Annotated in this window: 13 protein-coding genes and 2 pseudogenes; 12 read left to right on the top strand and 3 right to left on the bottom strand. The window is 59.6% G+C overall.

All coding sequences use genetic code 11. The annotated features are described in order from the left end of the window. Positions 1-305 precede the first annotated feature (305 nt). The 9 genes and pseudogenes from trbB to AC6I9R_RS12290 all read left to right on the top strand — a co-directional run bounded on the left by trbB (position 306) and on the right by AC6I9R_RS12290 (position 6,955). On the top strand, positions 306-1,241 hold the full coding sequence (trbB, locus tag AC6I9R_RS12330) for a P-type conjugative transfer ATPase TrbB (protein ID WP_461426615.1): 936 nt from the start codon (positions 306-308) through the stop codon (positions 1,239-1,241). Further along, entirely contained in the window at positions 1,238-1,564 is a 327-nt protein-coding gene (locus AC6I9R_RS12325) for a TrbC/VirB2 family type IV secretion system protein (RefSeq protein ID WP_461425861.1), read from the top strand. Before trbB ends, AC6I9R_RS12325 begins: the two co-directional genes overlap by 4 nt. Next, a complete protein-coding gene (locus AC6I9R_RS12320) occupies positions 1,564-1,836 on the top strand; it encodes a VirB3 family type IV secretion system protein (RefSeq protein WP_461425860.1) in 273 nt (90 codons plus the stop codon). The genes AC6I9R_RS12325 and AC6I9R_RS12320 overlap by 1 nt, the downstream gene beginning before the upstream one ends. A gap of 4 nt (positions 1,837-1,840) precedes the next feature. Continuing rightward, positions 1,841-2,881, top strand: a pseudogene (locus AC6I9R_RS12315) (conjugal transfer protein TrbE); the annotation flags it as partial. A gap of 572 nt (positions 2,882-3,453) precedes the next feature. After that, positions 3,454-4,143 (top strand): annotated as a pseudogene (gene trbF, locus AC6I9R_RS12310) (conjugal transfer protein TrbF). Next, positions 4,143-5,123 (top strand): P-type conjugative transfer protein TrbG, encoded by a 981-nt coding sequence (gene trbG / locus AC6I9R_RS12305; protein ID WP_461426614.1) that lies wholly within the window; start codon positions 4,143-4,145, stop codon positions 5,121-5,123. The pseudogene trbF and the gene trbG overlap by 1 nt, the downstream one beginning before the upstream one ends. Before the next feature lie 340 nt (positions 5,124-5,463). Continuing rightward, positions 5,464-6,303 carry a TraB/TrbI/VirB10 family type IV secretion system protein gene (locus AC6I9R_RS12300; RefSeq protein WP_461425859.1) on the top strand — a complete coding sequence of 280 codons (840 nt, stop codon included), beginning with the start codon at positions 5,464-5,466 and terminating at the stop codon, positions 6,301-6,303. Then, positions 6,300-6,548, top strand: a complete 249-nt coding sequence (locus AC6I9R_RS12295; protein ID WP_461425858.1) for a DUF2274 domain-containing protein — start codon at positions 6,300-6,302, stop codon at positions 6,546-6,548. The genes AC6I9R_RS12300 and AC6I9R_RS12295 overlap by 4 nt, the downstream gene beginning before the upstream one ends. 137 nt (positions 6,549-6,685) lie before the next feature. Beyond that, a complete protein-coding gene (locus AC6I9R_RS12290) occupies positions 6,686-6,955 on the top strand; it encodes a helix-turn-helix transcriptional regulator (RefSeq protein WP_461425857.1) in 270 nt (89 codons plus the stop codon). Here AC6I9R_RS12290 and AC6I9R_RS12285 read toward each other — a convergent pair. Then, the gene (locus AC6I9R_RS12285) at positions 6,945-8,201 is read right to left on the bottom strand and encodes a tyrosine-type recombinase/integrase (protein WP_461425856.1); all 1,257 of its coding nucleotides are present in this window, start codon (positions 8,199-8,201) and stop codon (positions 6,945-6,947) included. The two genes, AC6I9R_RS12290 and AC6I9R_RS12285, sit on opposite strands and share 11 nt — an antisense overlap. 314 nt (positions 8,202-8,515) lie before the next feature. Then, positions 8,516-10,108 (bottom strand): glutamine-hydrolyzing GMP synthase, encoded by a 1,593-nt coding sequence (guaA, locus tag AC6I9R_RS12280; protein WP_461425855.1) that lies wholly within the window; start codon positions 10,106-10,108, stop codon positions 8,516-8,518. A gap of 148 nt (positions 10,109-10,256) precedes the next feature. Here guaA and AC6I9R_RS12275 point away from each other — a divergent pair, with 148 nt between their 5' ends. Continuing rightward, positions 10,257-11,810, top strand: coding sequence for a trimethylamine methyltransferase family protein (locus tag AC6I9R_RS12275; protein ID WP_461426613.1), 1,554 nt, complete (start codon positions 10,257-10,259; stop codon positions 11,808-11,810). A 135-nt stretch (positions 11,811-11,945) separates the two neighbouring features. Here the strand turns inward: AC6I9R_RS12275 and AC6I9R_RS12270 are convergent, their stop codons facing one another. Next, positions 11,946-12,188: a DUF6477 family protein gene (locus tag AC6I9R_RS12270; protein ID WP_461425854.1), complete on the bottom strand. Its 243-nt coding sequence runs from the start codon at positions 12,186-12,188 to the stop codon at positions 11,946-11,948. Positions 12,189-12,397: 209 nt separating this feature from the next. Between AC6I9R_RS12270 and AC6I9R_RS12265 the strand changes: the two genes are divergently transcribed. Then, a complete protein-coding gene (locus AC6I9R_RS12265; RefSeq protein ID WP_461425853.1) occupies positions 12,398-13,531 on the top strand; it encodes a DUF6456 domain-containing protein in 1,134 nt (377 codons plus the stop codon). 256 nt (positions 13,532-13,787) lie between these two features. Beyond that, entirely contained in the window at positions 13,788-14,060 is a 273-nt protein-coding gene (locus tag AC6I9R_RS12260) for a hypothetical protein (protein ID WP_461425852.1), read from the top strand. The last annotated feature ends 93 nt before the right edge of the window (positions 14,061-14,153 follow it).

The following is a 14,153-nucleotide window of genomic DNA, read 5'->3' as shown; positions in this document are numbered from 1 at the left end:
GCAGAGTGGAAGTTGGCCCGACCGCAGCTTTCGCGCTTGCGGCGAACGGCGGCTATGCGGGCTGCGTTCGCAGCGTCGTTACCTGTTGGCCAACGGCAGGAATGGGCCGAGAACGCTCATTCCGCTACTCCGGCATATCAACTCCCGCACTCTCCCCTGTCTTAGTTCGCTTTGACACTACCACGCCTTCATGACTATTGCGCGTGATCGAAAGAAGGCCGTCTTGATCGACCTCGTAAAACATCACGAGGCCAATCATGAACGTCACAAATCTCAAGAAAGCGCCTTTGGCACGTGGTGCTCGGATGCTGCGAACTGCACTTGGACCGAATATAGCGTCGTGGCTAGAAGATCCGGCCGTCGTTGAAGTCATGTTGAACCCAGATGGTCGCCTATGGATCGACCGTCTTGAAACGGGGTTGGCTGATACGGACGAATTCATCGCTTCAAGCGACGCTGAACGGATTATTCGACTTGTTGCGCATCACATCGGTGTTGAGGTTCACGCGAGTTCCCCCCGCATTTCAGCTGAACTGCCAGGAACCGGAGAACGGTTCGAAGGTCTACTTCCGCCAATTGTCGCCGCTCCCACTTTTGCTATTCGCAGGCCCGCCGTCGCTATCTTCACTTTAGACGATTACGTCATAAGCAACGTGATGACCTCGAGCGCAGCGCAGATTTTGCGAGATGCGATCAGTGAGCGATCCAACATTCTCGTCGCTGGTGGGACGTCGACCGGCAAAACCACGCTGACAAATGCGCTCTTGGCCGAAGTTGCGAAGACTTCGGACCGCGTGGTCCTGATTGAGGACTCGCGAGAGCTTCAATGCTCTACGCCTAACCTTGTAGCGCTGCGTACAAAAGATGGCGTTGCAACGTTATCAGACCTTGTGCGCTCGTCGCTCAGGCTTCGGCCCGACCGGATCCCAATAGGAGAGGTGCGCGGCCCCGAAGCCCTTGATTTGCTCAAGGCTTGGGGCACGGGCCACCCGGGCGGTGTTGGGACGATCCATGCCGGATCTGCGATGGGGGCTATTCGCCGTTTAGAGCAACTTATCCAAGAAGCGGTCGTGACCGTACCACGGGCCCTAATAGCGGAAACGATTGACCTTGTCGTTGTTCTTTCAGGGCGAGGCGCCGACCGGCGGCTGTCTGGGCTTTCGTGCGTCACAGGCTTGACCGCGTCCGGTGATTATTCGCTGAAGAACCTTCTCGCCACAACGGAAGGGGAATGCTTATGAAACGCTTTGAAACATGCTGTCCGGTTACTGCCGTAGCAATCCTTGCAGTAGCGATCGTGACTTTACCTGATATCGCCGTCGCGGCCGGTTCGGGAATGCCTTGGGAAGCACCCCTTCAATCGATCTTGGAGTCCATCGAAGGGCCGGTTGCGAAGATCATCGCCGTCATAATCATCATCGTTACTGGGCTGACACTGGCATTCGGTGATGCGGGCGGCGGGTTTCGACGTTTGGTCCAAATCGTCTTCGGGCTCACTATCGCTTTTGCCGCATCAAGCTTCTTCTTGTCCTTCTTTTCCTTCGGCGGAGGTGCATTGATCTGATGCTTGATTTTTCAACGGACATCCCGGGATTCTATGCTCCCGTTCATCGAGCACTGTCAGATCCAATTCTACTGGCAGGTGCCCCGCGCTCAATTGCCATCGCCAATGGCACGCTCGCTGCAGGGATTGGGTTTGGACTTCGGCTTTGGCTCGTCGGCCTGCTGTTTTGGCTTGTAGGGCATCTGCTGGCGGTTTGGACCGCCAAGCGTGACGCGCAGTTAGCAGAAGTAGCGCGCAGGCATCTCCGATATCCTACTTGGTTCGGAGTTTGAGCAGATGATGGGCCTCGCTGAATATCGTTTGAAACCAGCACTTTTGGCAGACTACCTTCCCTGGGCAGCGCTCATCGGTCTTGGTGTGATCCTCAACAAGGATGGAAGCTTCCAACGAACTGCCCGATTTCGCGGGCCAGACCTCGATTCAGCCATACTCTCCGACCTTGTGGCTACTTCCGCTCGACTCAACAACGCCTTGCGCAGGCTCGGTTCCGGGTGGGCTATTTTCGTCGAAGCGCAGCGGAGCCCGGCTCAAGACTATCCGGTCTCAATCTTCCCCGACCCAATCTCCGGGCTCGTCGATGCGGAACGGAAAGCTCAATTTGAAGAGGCCGAGACGCACTTCGAGAGTGCTTACTTTCTCACGTTCGTATGGATGCCGCCGACAGATGATGTGAGCAGGGCAGGCGGCGTGTTGTTTGAAAATGCCCCCAATGGATCCGGCGATCCACAAGAGAAAGTTGCTACCTTTGCGCATCGAACGGATCGATTGTTCGATCTTCTTGAAGGCTTCATGCCAGAGGTTGCATGGCTGTCCGACGAAGAGACTCTGACTTACCTCCATTCGACAGTCTCGTCACGCCGTCAGCGAGTCAGCGTTCCGGATATCCCCATACATCTCGACGCATTGCTTACAGACGAACCACTTAGCGGAGGGCTAACGCCTCAGCTTGGATCACGCTACCTGAAGACACTCACCATCATTGGCCTCCCCAATGCAACGTGGCCGGGGTTGCTTGACGAACTGAACAGTCTGGCGCTCGAGTATCGATGGTGCACACGGGCAATCTGCCTCGACAAAACCGACGCCACAAAGGCCTTCACGCGCATCCGTCGTCAGTGGTTCGCCAAACGCAAATCCATAGCAGCGATCCTGAAAGAGGTCATGACCAACGAAGCGTCCACGCTTCTCGACAACGACGCGTCCAACAAAGCTGCTGACGCCGATGAAGCCTTGCAGGAACTGGGTGCTGACTTCGCAGGCGCGGTTTTTGTGACTGCAACAACAACCGTTTGGGACGAAGAGCCGACAATCGAGGACGCCATGTCGGTTGTCCTCGGCGCACTATCGCTTTTGGCTCTTGGTATTTTTGGCCCAGGCATTGCCAATGGCATCGTATCGGGTGGCCCGCAACTTGGTGCAGGTAGCGCCGTGGGAACGGCAATAGCAGCGGGTGGCGTTGCGGCGGGTGGCGTGGCCGCTGGACGCATAGCCCTTGGGGCTGCGGGTGCTGGCGCGCGGGGTGCGAGCGCTTTTGCTGGCGGGGCTTCCAGCGCATATCAGCTAGGGTCGGGCTCAAGATCGACGACGCTTGGAAGTGTCGCAGGCGGTGTGGCTTCGGTTGGCAAGGCTGCCGCTGGGGCTGCAACCAATCCACTGCGACAATCGATGTCTGACAGCGCGCAGTCCGGTGCACGCGCCGCATATGCGGCAACTGGCGGAAGCTCGGTTGGTCCTTCCAACCCGCCCTCCACTAACGATGGGCCACCCGCATGGGCCCGTCGTCTGAAACAACAGCAATCCTTTCATCACGGCGTAAGCACTGCGGCCCATGTGATCCGTTCTGGCGATCACGGCGGCGGCGGATCAGCCGTCAGCGTATCGGAGAAACCATGACCATGTTCCGCCGTCCATCTGTTCGATATTCTACTACACCTGAACCCGTCACGCCCTACCAAAAGGCAGCTCAAGCTTGGGACGAACGCATCGGCTCTGCCCGTGTGCAGGCCCGTAACTGACGCCTCATGGCCTACGGATGCCTCGCGCTGGTCGCTGGTTTGAGCGTCACCCTCGTTTGGCAATCGACCCAAAGTACGATCGTGCCTAACGTCGTCGAGGTCGATAACCTAGGTGCAGCCCAAGCGGTCAATCCCGCTTTGGCAGATTACGATCCGACTGATCCCCAAATCGCGTGGCATCTTGCCCGGTTCGTTGAATACGTCAGGCAGGTTCCCGCAGACCCGATCGTTTTGCGTCAGAACTGGCTGCGGGCTTACGACTTTGCAACCGACCGAGGTGCAACTGCGCTGAACGACTACGCCCGAACCAATGACCCGTTCGCTTTGGTCAGCGATACTCAAGTGTCCATTGAGGTCTCAAGTGTCATTCGGGCGTCTGAAGGCAGTTTCCGCGTTGCTTGGGTGGAGCGGCGCTATGAGAACGGGCAGCTAGCCGTGACCGAACGTTGGACAGCAATCCTGACAGTGGTGATCCAACCACCGCGCGACGCTGAGCGTCTGCGCCAAAATCCTCTGGGAGTTTTTGTTCACGCCATCAATTGGTCAAGGGAGAGCGCACAATGATGAGATTCAAATCTATGTCAATCCTGCTTGCGGCAACGGCGCTTACGGCCTGTGCCAACCAAAGCCCGCCGCAGATACCATACGATGATCACGTGCCTCCTCTTGCGCAGCCGTTGGCACCACCACCTGCGAAAGTACCCATACAACCGGTTCACGTACCGTCAGCTTGGACGCCGTCGCGCGGGGGTGATCCGGATGCAGACAGCTTGGAAGCGCGTATCGCGGCCGCAAATGCTGCCGCACGGATAGAGCCCCGGCAGGAGGGGTACTACAACGCGATGCAAGTGTTCCCATGGAGCGAAGGCGCTCTCTATCAGGTTTACGCCGCACCCGGCCTAATCACGAACATTGCATTGGAACCGGGGGAAAGCCTGACCGGGCCGGGGCCCATCGCTGCCGGAGATACCACGCGTTGGATCATCGGGGACACCTCAAGTGGGGCAGGGCGGACCGCCCGCGTCCATATTCTCGTGAAACCGACGCGTCCGGACATCTCGACGAACCTCATTATCAACACGAACCGACGCACCTATCTTATCGAGCTTCGCTCTGATGAAGAAATTTGGATGCCATCGGTCGCTTGGGCCTATCCTGCGGAGCGCTCAACACCCCGATTGCCGATCCTAAGACGCCCGACCATTCCTTCCGAAGGTCAGCGAAACTACCGTTACGGGCTACAAGGAGACAGCCCGCCATGGCGTCCCGTCGCTGTTTTCGATGACGGCCGCAGGGTGTATGTGGTTTTCCCTGCAGGAATTGCGCAGGGAGAGATGCCACCCTTGTTCGTGGTTGGTCCTGATGGGCAGGGGCAGATCGTCAACACCCGGGTGTCGGGCAATGTTCTGATCATCGACAGGCTGTTTGCCGCCGCTGAACTTCGGCTTGGTGAACGGGATCAAGCGGTCGTCCGAATCCTGCGAATTGATAACGACACACGCCACCGCGGTGCCCCGAATGCTGAGGAGGGAGATCATGAATGACACTTCCGATGAGGCGACACCGTCGCGCAGAAGCAATGACGAAATCGCCAAGGAGCTCCGCCTTCGTCCTGATCCACCGAAGGTCATGCGTCTCTCGTGAAAGTCGATCTCGGTGCTCGCTACGGTCGGTGGCTTAAGCCTTGGAGCCGTCCTGATTGCTTCAATGCAGGACCGTCGCATCACTGGTGGCTCTAACGAGTTATTTTCCACAGAGCGAATTCAAGCCGCTGAAGGATTGTCGCAACTTCCGACGACCTACGGAGACATTCCCCGCCTAGGTCCGCCGCTACCGGGTGAACTTGGGCGTCCCATTCTGAGTGCTCAAGAGCGAGGCGATCCAATGCCGGTCCCGGCACTTACCGGCCTTACCGCCCTTGGGCTGGATCCTCTGGAACAGATACGTCTTCAAGAGGAGGACGTCGCAAGACTGAGCGTCCTGTTTGCAGAAACGCAAACAAGCCCGCGATCTGGGGTGAACGGCGCCGGTACGTCGAGTGGTTTAGCGATATCATCCACGCCGCACCCCACAGCCGCCCCGCAGGAAGGCTTGTTGGGAGGTAATGCTACTAGCGACAATGGCGTGGTCAGCCCGGAGCGGCTGACGTCTCCGCAAAGCCCCTATGTTTTGCAGGCGGGCTCCGTCATCCCTGCCGCTCTGATCACTGGGCTCCGCTCCGATCTTCCGGGACAGATCACTGCCCAGGTCACATCCAATGTCTTCGACAGCCCTTCCGGGCGCTATCTATTGATCCCGCAAGGGGCGCGGCTGCTTGGCGAATATGACAATCGTATCGCATTTGGTCAGAACCGCCTTCTTCTCGTTTGGACGCGGATGATCTTACCAGACGGACGCTCGATCATCCTCGACACTCAACCGGGCGCTGACGCAACCGGCGCTGCGGGCTTTCGCGACCGAGTCAACTATCACTGGGGACGAGTGTTATTGGCAACTGGCCTCGCTACAGTTCTGAACCTTGGTTTGGAAGGCGACGCAGACAGCGAAGATGACGTCGCCAATGCTATCCGTTACGCTGCGCAAAGCACTATTGGGCGTACAGGTGACGAGATCGTCCGGCAGCAGATTGCCGTTCCCCCAACCATCACGATCCGTCCCGGCTTTCCCGTGCGAGTAATGGTGACGCAGGACCTGATCCTTGAGCCACTAGGAGAGATCAGATGACTAAATTGAAGCTAGGCGCAATTCCGGACGACAAGCCCGTGAAGCTCTCCATCGAGTTATCTGCAGAGGTACACGGCGATCTCATCGCTTACGCAAAAGCACTCAGCCAAGAGACTGGCCAGCAGACCGATGCCAAACGGATTATAGCCCCGATGCTGGCACGGTTCATGGCCTCTGACCGCGCATTCGTTCAGCAAAGAAAAACAAACCGACAGCAAGACCCTACAAGTGACGGCACCACATGAGTTGAGCGGGACAATCTAAACGTGCGCCGAGCATATTCATTGCCCGCTCAACGCCAACATGCATCTGCTTCAATGCCAAGTTCGCCGTTCCAGCAAGCCGAAAACCCGCACCACACAGCGACCAGAAAGCTCAACAAATGAGTCAGAATTCACCCCCCATGATGCGGACCATTAGGCGCCATCAACTGCGCGAGATGGTTCCTCTTGCCGATACAACGATCTATGAACTCGAGAAACGCGGGGAGTTTCCACGGCGGTTTCGATTGTCAGCCAGATGCGTTGTCTGGGATCAGGCAGAGGTCGAGGAGTGGCTCAAGCAGCGGCGCAGACAATCGGACGCGAACTTGAGCAATCGCGCACCAATACCGGACGTGCGCTTGCGCAAGACCCGTCCTGTCAAATCGTAGGCTCGGGAACGAACAGATCCATTGCCGGCGGATACAGCGTCGGTTGGTATTTCTGGCCTGAAGTCCACGCATCCACCAGATTGGCCCACTCCTGCATCATGTGCTGCCGCTGATGCGCATACTCCGCCTTGTTGTCAATTCCACGGGACGACCGCCCATCTTCATGGGCCAGGCACTTCTCGATCCAATCCGCATTGAATCCCAACTCGTTCAACAGGGTTGATCCTGTCCGGCGCAAGTCGTGCACCGTGAAGTGCCCTAATGGCAGGCCTTCCTCTTGAGCGCGCACGATCACGGCTTTCGTCACGCGATTGAACGTTGCACGCGACATCGGGGCATCCGCGTCGTAGCGAGACGGGAGCAGATAGCGGGAGTTTCCTGCACAAGTCTTGAGGGCGACAAGAATATCGATCGCCTGTTGAGCCAAGTAAATGTTGTGCGGTTTGGAACGCTTCATCCGTTCTTTGGGGATCGACCAAACCGCGTTCTCAAAATCGACCTCATCCCAAGTCGCATCCTGAAGCTCGCTCTTGCGCACCATGGTCAGCAGGATCAATTTAACCCCCAGACGTATCGTCGGAAGGGTCGCAACATGTTCGAGCTGGGTCAAAAGGATGCGGATCTCTGCGGGTGACAAGGATCGATCTCTCGGAACGAAAGTCGCGATAGATGAAGGCCCGACTTCATCGGCTGGGTTCGCGACCTTTTCTCCGTGAAGGATCGCGAACGCGTATATTAGCTTAACAATGTCCCGTACGTGAATGGCGGTCGCTGGTGCGCCGCGATCCTTTACGGCTGCACACCTCGTTCGCAGGTCATCTGCCGTGATCTCGGACAGTAATCGATTGCGAAACGCCGGAAGGATATCGCGCTCAAAGACAGAGCGCCGCATAGCGCGCGTGCTGTCGGCCATCGTCGCTTCCTTCAACCAGCGTTCGCCAAACTCACCGAAACTCTTGGCCTCCTTCACCTTGCGTTTTGCGCGTTGCTTTTCCTGCGCAGGAGACAAGCCGTCTGCGATGAGCCGCTTGGCATCGATCAATGCTTCACGGGCACGGGCCAAGGACAGTCCTGCTGCGCCATAGCGACCAAGCGTCAGCGTTTCTCGGCGGCCGTTCAGGCGGTAGTCGAAACGAAACACAATGGTGCCCGATGGCTGTACTGTCACGTACATACCGTCACGGTCAGATACTTTGTATAATTTATCCTTTGGTTTCAGTGACCTAAGTGCGGCGTCCGTCAGCATAGTACGCTCCCAAACCTACGTGGATTGAGCGAAGTTACGGAAATATACCGTCACCTACTTTCAGGGACCGTGATGCAAAGTTTCATCTGTCAATTCAGCAGGTTACGGGAAAAAATATACCGTCATCGCCTCGGTCGTAATGACGGTATATCAAAATCCGGCCAAATTTGAAAACGCCCGTACCGTCAGGTATGCCGTCGAAAAATTCAATAGCGGCGCGATAGATCGCGAACCGTGATGAGCACTAATTCTCTGCTAATCAGTCACTTAAGTCGCACTGTTGAGTGTTTCCGGATGCCCTAGAGTAGGCGAAATTATTCCCACTCAATTGTTCCGGGCGGCTTGGACGTGATGTCGTAGGTGACGCGGTTAATCCCCGCGACTTCATTGATGATCCGCGTGGCCGTTTCGCCAAGGAACTCGTGGCTGAACGGGTAGTAATCGGCGGTCATCCCATCGACGCTGGTCACGGCGCGTAGCGCGCAGGCGTAATCATAGGTACGCCCGTCGCCCATGACGCCCACGGTGCGGACCGGAAGGATCGCGACGAAAGCCTGCCAGATCTCATCGTAAAGCCCGTGTTTGCGGATCTGGTCGATGTAGACGGCGTCGGCCTGGCGCAGGATATCCAGCTTGGCGCGCGTGATCTCACCGGGGCAGCGGATCGCGAGGCCGGGGCCGGGGAAGGGGTGGCGGGCGATGAAATGGGCGGGCAGGCCCAACTCGGCACCCAGGGCGCGCACCTCATCCTTGAACAGCTCGCGCAGCGGCTCCACCAGCTTGAGGCCCATCTTTTCCGGCAGGCCCCCAACATTGTGGTGGGACTTGATCGTAACCGACGGTCCACCGGAAAATGACACGGATTCAATGACATCGGGGTAGAGCGTGCCCTGGGCCAGGTAAGCCGCGCCGTCGATCTCATTGGCATATTTCTGGAACACGTCGATGAACAGCCGCCCGATGATCTTGCGCTTGGTTTCCGGGTCGGAAACGCCCTCCAACTCGCCCAGGAACAGATCCTGCTCCTCGGCATGGATCACGTGAAGGTTCATGTGATCGCGGAACATCTCCACGACCTCCACCCCTTCGTCGAGCCGCAGCAGACCGTGATCCACGAACACGCAGGTCAGCTGATCGCCGATGGCCTCATGTAGGAGCGCCGCCGTCACCGAGCTGTCCACGCCGCCCGAAAGGGCGCAGATCACCTTCGAGTCGCCCACCTGCGCGCGGATCGCTTCAATCGCCTGCTCGCGGTAGGCGTCCATGGTCCAGTCGCCGGAAAAACCCGCGAGACGCACGAAGTTCTCGTACAGCATCGCGCCGCGCGGGGTGTGATGCACCTCGGGGTGGAACTGGACCGCGAAGAAGTCGCGCGAAATGTCGGCGGTGATCGCATAAGGCGCGTTGGGGGAAGTGCCGTAGACCTCGAACCCAGGAGCCAGTTTCGCCACATGGTCGCCGTGGGACATCCAGACCTGCTCGGATCCATCCGCGAACCAGCCTTGCAACAGCGCCAGCGCGCCCGTGGGCTCCACGAAGGCGCGGCCAAACTCTGCCGTGCCGCCGCCGCCCGAGATCTTGCCGCCGTGAACCTCGCCGCCCAGATCCTGCATCATGACTTGCTGGCCATAGCAAATCCCCAGGATCGGCACGCCCGCGCTATAGGCCGCCTGCGGTGGCCGGGGCGAGCCCGCGCGCGTCACCGAATCCGGCCCGCCGGAAAAGATGATCGCCTTCGGGGCAAAATCCGCAATGAAGGCGTCATCGACGTTCTGATAGGGGTGAATCTCGCAATAGACGCTCAACTCGCGCAACCGGCGCGCGATCAGTTGCGTCACCTGCGACCCGAAGTCGATGATCAGCAGGCGTTCATGGTTGGCGGGGTCTGGCACGGCGCTTTTGTTCATGGGCAGGGATTACGGTGCGCGGGGGCAGGGCGCAAGATGATCCGGCCCGCCCATGTCGCATCCGCGTCCCACATGTCGCACATCGGCGATGGGGGGACGCGGCTACGGGTTAGGCAAGGGCATGATTTTCACGCCGATGGAGGGTGTCATGGGCGAAGCAGAACAATCAACCGGACGGCGTCGCGCACGCGGTGGAGGGGGCGCTGCGCGCCGGGCATCCCGCTCGGCCGTCAGCTTTGAGACTGCGCGCTTCATCGAGCGTAAGATCCCAAACCTGGAGATCCTCAACACGGAAGCGCTGGAGATCATCGAGACCAACGCCGAGACGGTGCTGGAAGAAATCGGCGTGATGTTCGTCGAGAACCCCGCCGCCCTGGGCCGCTGGCGCGAAGCCGGGGCCGATGTGAAGGGCGAGCGTGTCCACATCCCGCGTGGCTTGGCCCGCGAGTTGATCAAGACCGCGCCCTCGAAGTTCACCCAGATCGCCCGCAACCGCGCTCGCGATGTGGAGATTGGCGGCAACAATCTGGTCCTGGCCCCGGTCTACGGACCACCGTTCGTCCATGACCACGCGGGCGGGCGGCGCTACGCGACGATGGCGGATTTCGAGAAACTGGTGAAGCTGGGATACATGTCCAAGTGGCTGCACCACTCGGGCGGCACGGTTTGCGAGCCCACCGATGTGCCGGTCAACAAGCGGCATCTGGATATGCTCTATGCCCATATGTCGCTGTCGGACAAACCCTACATGGGCTCGGTGACAGAGCCGTCGCGCGCGCTCGATTCGATTGAAATGTCGAAGATCCTCTTCGGCGCGGATGTGGTTGACAGCAACTGCGTGATGACCTCGCTGATCAACATCAACTCGCCGTTGACCTTCGACGGCGTGATGATGGGCGCGTTGGAGCATTATGCGGCGGCGGGCCAGGCCTCGATCATTTCGCCCTTCATCGTGGGCGGCGCCATGGCGCCTGTCTCCGTGGCGGGGACGCTGACCCAATGCCTGGCCGAGGGGCTGGCGGGCGTGGCCTATTCGCAGCTAGTCCGGGCCGGATCGCCCGCGATCATGGGGGCGATGGTGACGTCCATCGACATGAACTCCGGCGCGCCGACCTTCGGTACGCCCGAAGCCTCGCAGATCACCTATGGCATGGGCCAGCTGACGCGGCGGTTGGCGCTGCCTTACCGGTCATCGGGCTCGTTCAACGGCTCCAAGATCCCCGATGCGCAAGCGGGGTACGAGACGGCGAACTCGCTGAACATGGGGTTGCTTTCGGGCGTGAACTTCATGCTCCACGCCTGTGGCTGGCTGGAAGGCGGCCTTGCGGCCTCGCCCGAGAAATTCGTGATGGACGCCGATCAATTGGGCATTTTGCACCGGCTGGCAGAGGGCGTTTCAGTGGATGAGAACGCCCAGGCCATGGACGCGTTGCGGGAAGTGGGCCCTGGCGGGCACTTCCTTGGCTGCGCCCATACCCAGGAGAACTACCAGACGGCGTTCTGGCGCTCGGGCGTGCTGGACTACAAGCCGTTTGAGACTTGGTCGGAAGAGGGCAGCCGCTCAAGCTATGAGTTGGCGGCAGCAAAAGTGGCGCGGATGTTGGAGGACTACCAACAGCCCCACCTGGACCCGGTGACCGACGAGGCGCTGCGGGCCTACATCGCCGAGAAAAAAGCCTCGATGCCGGATGCGTTCATCTAGTGCGCCGCGCCTCGCGCCTTAAGGCGGACGTTGGGCTTTTTTGCACCCTGTGAGTCGGCCTTTCCGAAACGGATGGGGCCGACTTATCCACATAATCGGCAATTCCGCCGAAGCCTCCGATTTTCGTCAAGTTTTCTAGTTCACGCCACGGGCGGCGGCCAGTAGCGCACTCATGACCTGGACGTGGCGGGTGGGCGAATACCCCATGCCCCCACCCATGCGCGCGGCGTTCAACATTTCCTCTTCGGCCAGCAGTTTGCCCACGGGCCGACGCTTGGCGCGGCGGTGGGCATCCCCTGTTTCACAGGCCAAAGTGGCGGCTTTCACCAAAAGTCCGGGGCGGTGCATAGTCGAGAGGTGCGTTGTCAGGTCAGTCATTTCGAGCGCTCCTAGGGGATGAATTCGTGGCCCCAGTGTGACTCAGCTTTTGCCCTGTTGCGCATTACCGCCTTCATGCGCGCGGACCCTTCGCGATCGTTTACGGAAAAGAAACAATTTTCCACTTATCCACAGTTTTTAACGATTCAGTAATCAATACGGCGGAAATCTGCACCGGTTATCGCAGAAACCAAAAGGGCCCCAAGGCCATGACCCAAACCGACACTCATATCAGCCCAAGACTGCCCGGATGGGTGCCAGAGGCGGCACTTCAATACCTGGCGCATGTGGCCGAGGGTCTGACCCTGCGTGACATTGCACAAGAGACCGGGGAGGCGCCGTCGACGATTTTTCGTCGCGTGCGCCAGATCGAATCCCGGCGGGACGATCCCTTGATCGATGAGGCACTCAGCTGCTTGGCCGAGGCAACCAGGCCAGCCCACAACCGGACAATCAATAAGGAGATGAGGCGCATGACTGCCCCAATTCGGACGCCACTTCACGACGAGGCAATGATTACCCGTGAAGCCCGGCGCATTCTTCGCCGCCTATGTGAAACCGGCGCCGTTCTGGCGGTCGCCCAGGATATGGACAAGGCCGTGGTGTTGCGCCAGGGCCCCGACGGCGACCAGACCCGCACCGCTGTTGTTGATCGCCGCGTGGCGCAAGCCTTCGCGGTGAAGGACTGGATTTCCTGCGTGCAAAAGGGCGGCAAGCTTGCCCGCTACGCGATCACCGGCGTCGGCAAGACCACCTTAAAACGCCTGTTGGATGAGGACCGTAAGCGCCGCATGGGAACGGCGGGTTTTGCCGAAGGCCCCAGCAGCTTCCAGGGACAGCACGCCGATTGGGGCACCCGCGCGGTCGCGGGCGCGGGTGGCAAGCGCGAAAAGATGCGCGTGAACCTGTCCGAATCCCCGCTGGCGGGCCTCGCGCGCCGCAAGGGCTCGGACGGAAAGCCCTTCCTCGGCGCAGAGTTGGTCCAGGCCGGAGAGCGCCTGAGAGAGGACTTTGAACGCGCGCAGATGGGTCCCCGGGTGGGTCAGAACTGGGACCGGTTCCTGTCAGGCTCGGACCGGGGCGGCTTCATGACCGATGGCGGCATCGGCGAGGGGCCGCGCGCCGCGCGGGCCCGCGTGTCCGAGGCGCTTGATGCGCTGGGGCCGGGCCTCAGCGATGTGGTGATGCGGGTTTGCTGCTTTCTGGAAGGGTTGGAATCCGCCGAAAAGCGGCTCGGCTGGTCGGCCCGCTCGGGCAAGGTCGTGCTGAAGATCGGGCTGCAGCGGCTGTTGCAGCATTATGAGCAGCGCCACGGTTTCGTCCCGGCCCAACGGGACGGATGACGCCGTGAAGGGCTGGACGGAAGGGGGCTGGCCCGAATGTGGCGGAACTGTGAAATCGCAGCGGTTTCAACCCCCGGCGCGGGCGGTAGCACTTTGCTAACCAATAAAAAAGGCAAGTTAGATCAAGGCGTTGAAAGGGCGTTTCAAATGCCTTGGATATAGCGCTTTACGGGATGGGTCATGGGATGTGCCACTTCGGCGGTCTCTTCCCCCGTCGTGCGCCATCAGGGCGCCGACATACCTGAAAGGTTGTCCCATGACGCTCGCCGCTCCGAAATCCCTGATCGCCCTTTCCGCCGTCGCCCTGGCCATCGGCACGCTGCCGGCCGCATCGCAATCGGCCATGACGCCCGCCCAATGCGAGACGATGTTGATGGTCGGCGCGCAGAACTACGCCGCCAGCGCCGTGGCAGGATGTTCCGCCTACTTCCAGAGCCTCGCGCAGAACGCGGCGGCACCGGGCGCCTTCTCGGCCTCGACATCGGGCGGGGTGATCGTCACGGTGGCAACGTCCGGCTCGGGCGGCTGACGCGCGCCCAAGCCTTGCGCCACTCGCATGGCGGCTGTGTCGAAATGGGTCACTTACATCCGTGAAAAAACACGCTATCTAAAGGCCATACCG

It is taken from the genome of Gymnodinialimonas sp., from assembly GCF_059726805.1.
The sequence above is the reverse complement of the archived record's forward strand: the minus strand, read 5'-3'. Positions and strand labels throughout refer to the sequence as shown.

Bases quoted from the DNA above. Each gene is read 5' to 3' on its own strand.
- trbB (WP_461426615.1), top strand. From the start codon at position 306: ATGCTGCGAACTGCACTTGGACCGAATATAGCGTCGTGGCTAGAAGAT.
- AC6I9R_RS12325 (WP_461425861.1), top strand. From the start codon at position 1,238: ATGAAACGCTTTGAAACATGCTGTCCGGTTACTGCCGTAGCAATCCTT.
- AC6I9R_RS12320 (WP_461425860.1), top strand. From the start codon at position 1,564: ATGCTTGATTTTTCAACGGACATCCCGGGATTCTATGCTCCCGTTCAT.
- trbG (WP_461426614.1), top strand. From the start codon at position 4,143: ATGAGATTCAAATCTATGTCAATCCTGCTTGCGGCAACGGCGCTTACG.
- AC6I9R_RS12300 (WP_461425859.1), top strand. From the start codon at position 5,464: ATGCCGGTCCCGGCACTTACCGGCCTTACCGCCCTTGGGCTGGATCCT.
- AC6I9R_RS12295 (WP_461425858.1), top strand. From the start codon at position 6,300: ATGACTAAATTGAAGCTAGGCGCAATTCCGGACGACAAGCCCGTGAAG.
- AC6I9R_RS12290 (WP_461425857.1), top strand. From the start codon at position 6,686: ATGAGTCAGAATTCACCCCCCATGATGCGGACCATTAGGCGCCATCAA.
- AC6I9R_RS12285 (WP_461425856.1), bottom strand. From the start codon at position 8,201: ATGCTGACGGACGCCGCACTTAGGTCACTGAAACCAAAGGATAAATTA.
- guaA (WP_461425855.1), bottom strand. From the start codon at position 10,108: ATGAACAAAAGCGCCGTGCCAGACCCCGCCAACCATGAACGCCTGCTG.
- AC6I9R_RS12275 (WP_461426613.1), top strand. From the start codon at position 10,257: ATGGGCGAAGCAGAACAATCAACCGGACGGCGTCGCGCACGCGGTGGA.
- AC6I9R_RS12270 (WP_461425854.1), bottom strand. From the start codon at position 12,188: ATGACTGACCTGACAACGCACCTCTCGACTATGCACCGCCCCGGACTT.
- AC6I9R_RS12265 (WP_461425853.1), top strand. From the start codon at position 12,398: ATGACCCAAACCGACACTCATATCAGCCCAAGACTGCCCGGATGGGTG.
- AC6I9R_RS12260 (WP_461425852.1), top strand. From the start codon at position 13,788: ATGACGCTCGCCGCTCCGAAATCCCTGATCGCCCTTTCCGCCGTCGCC.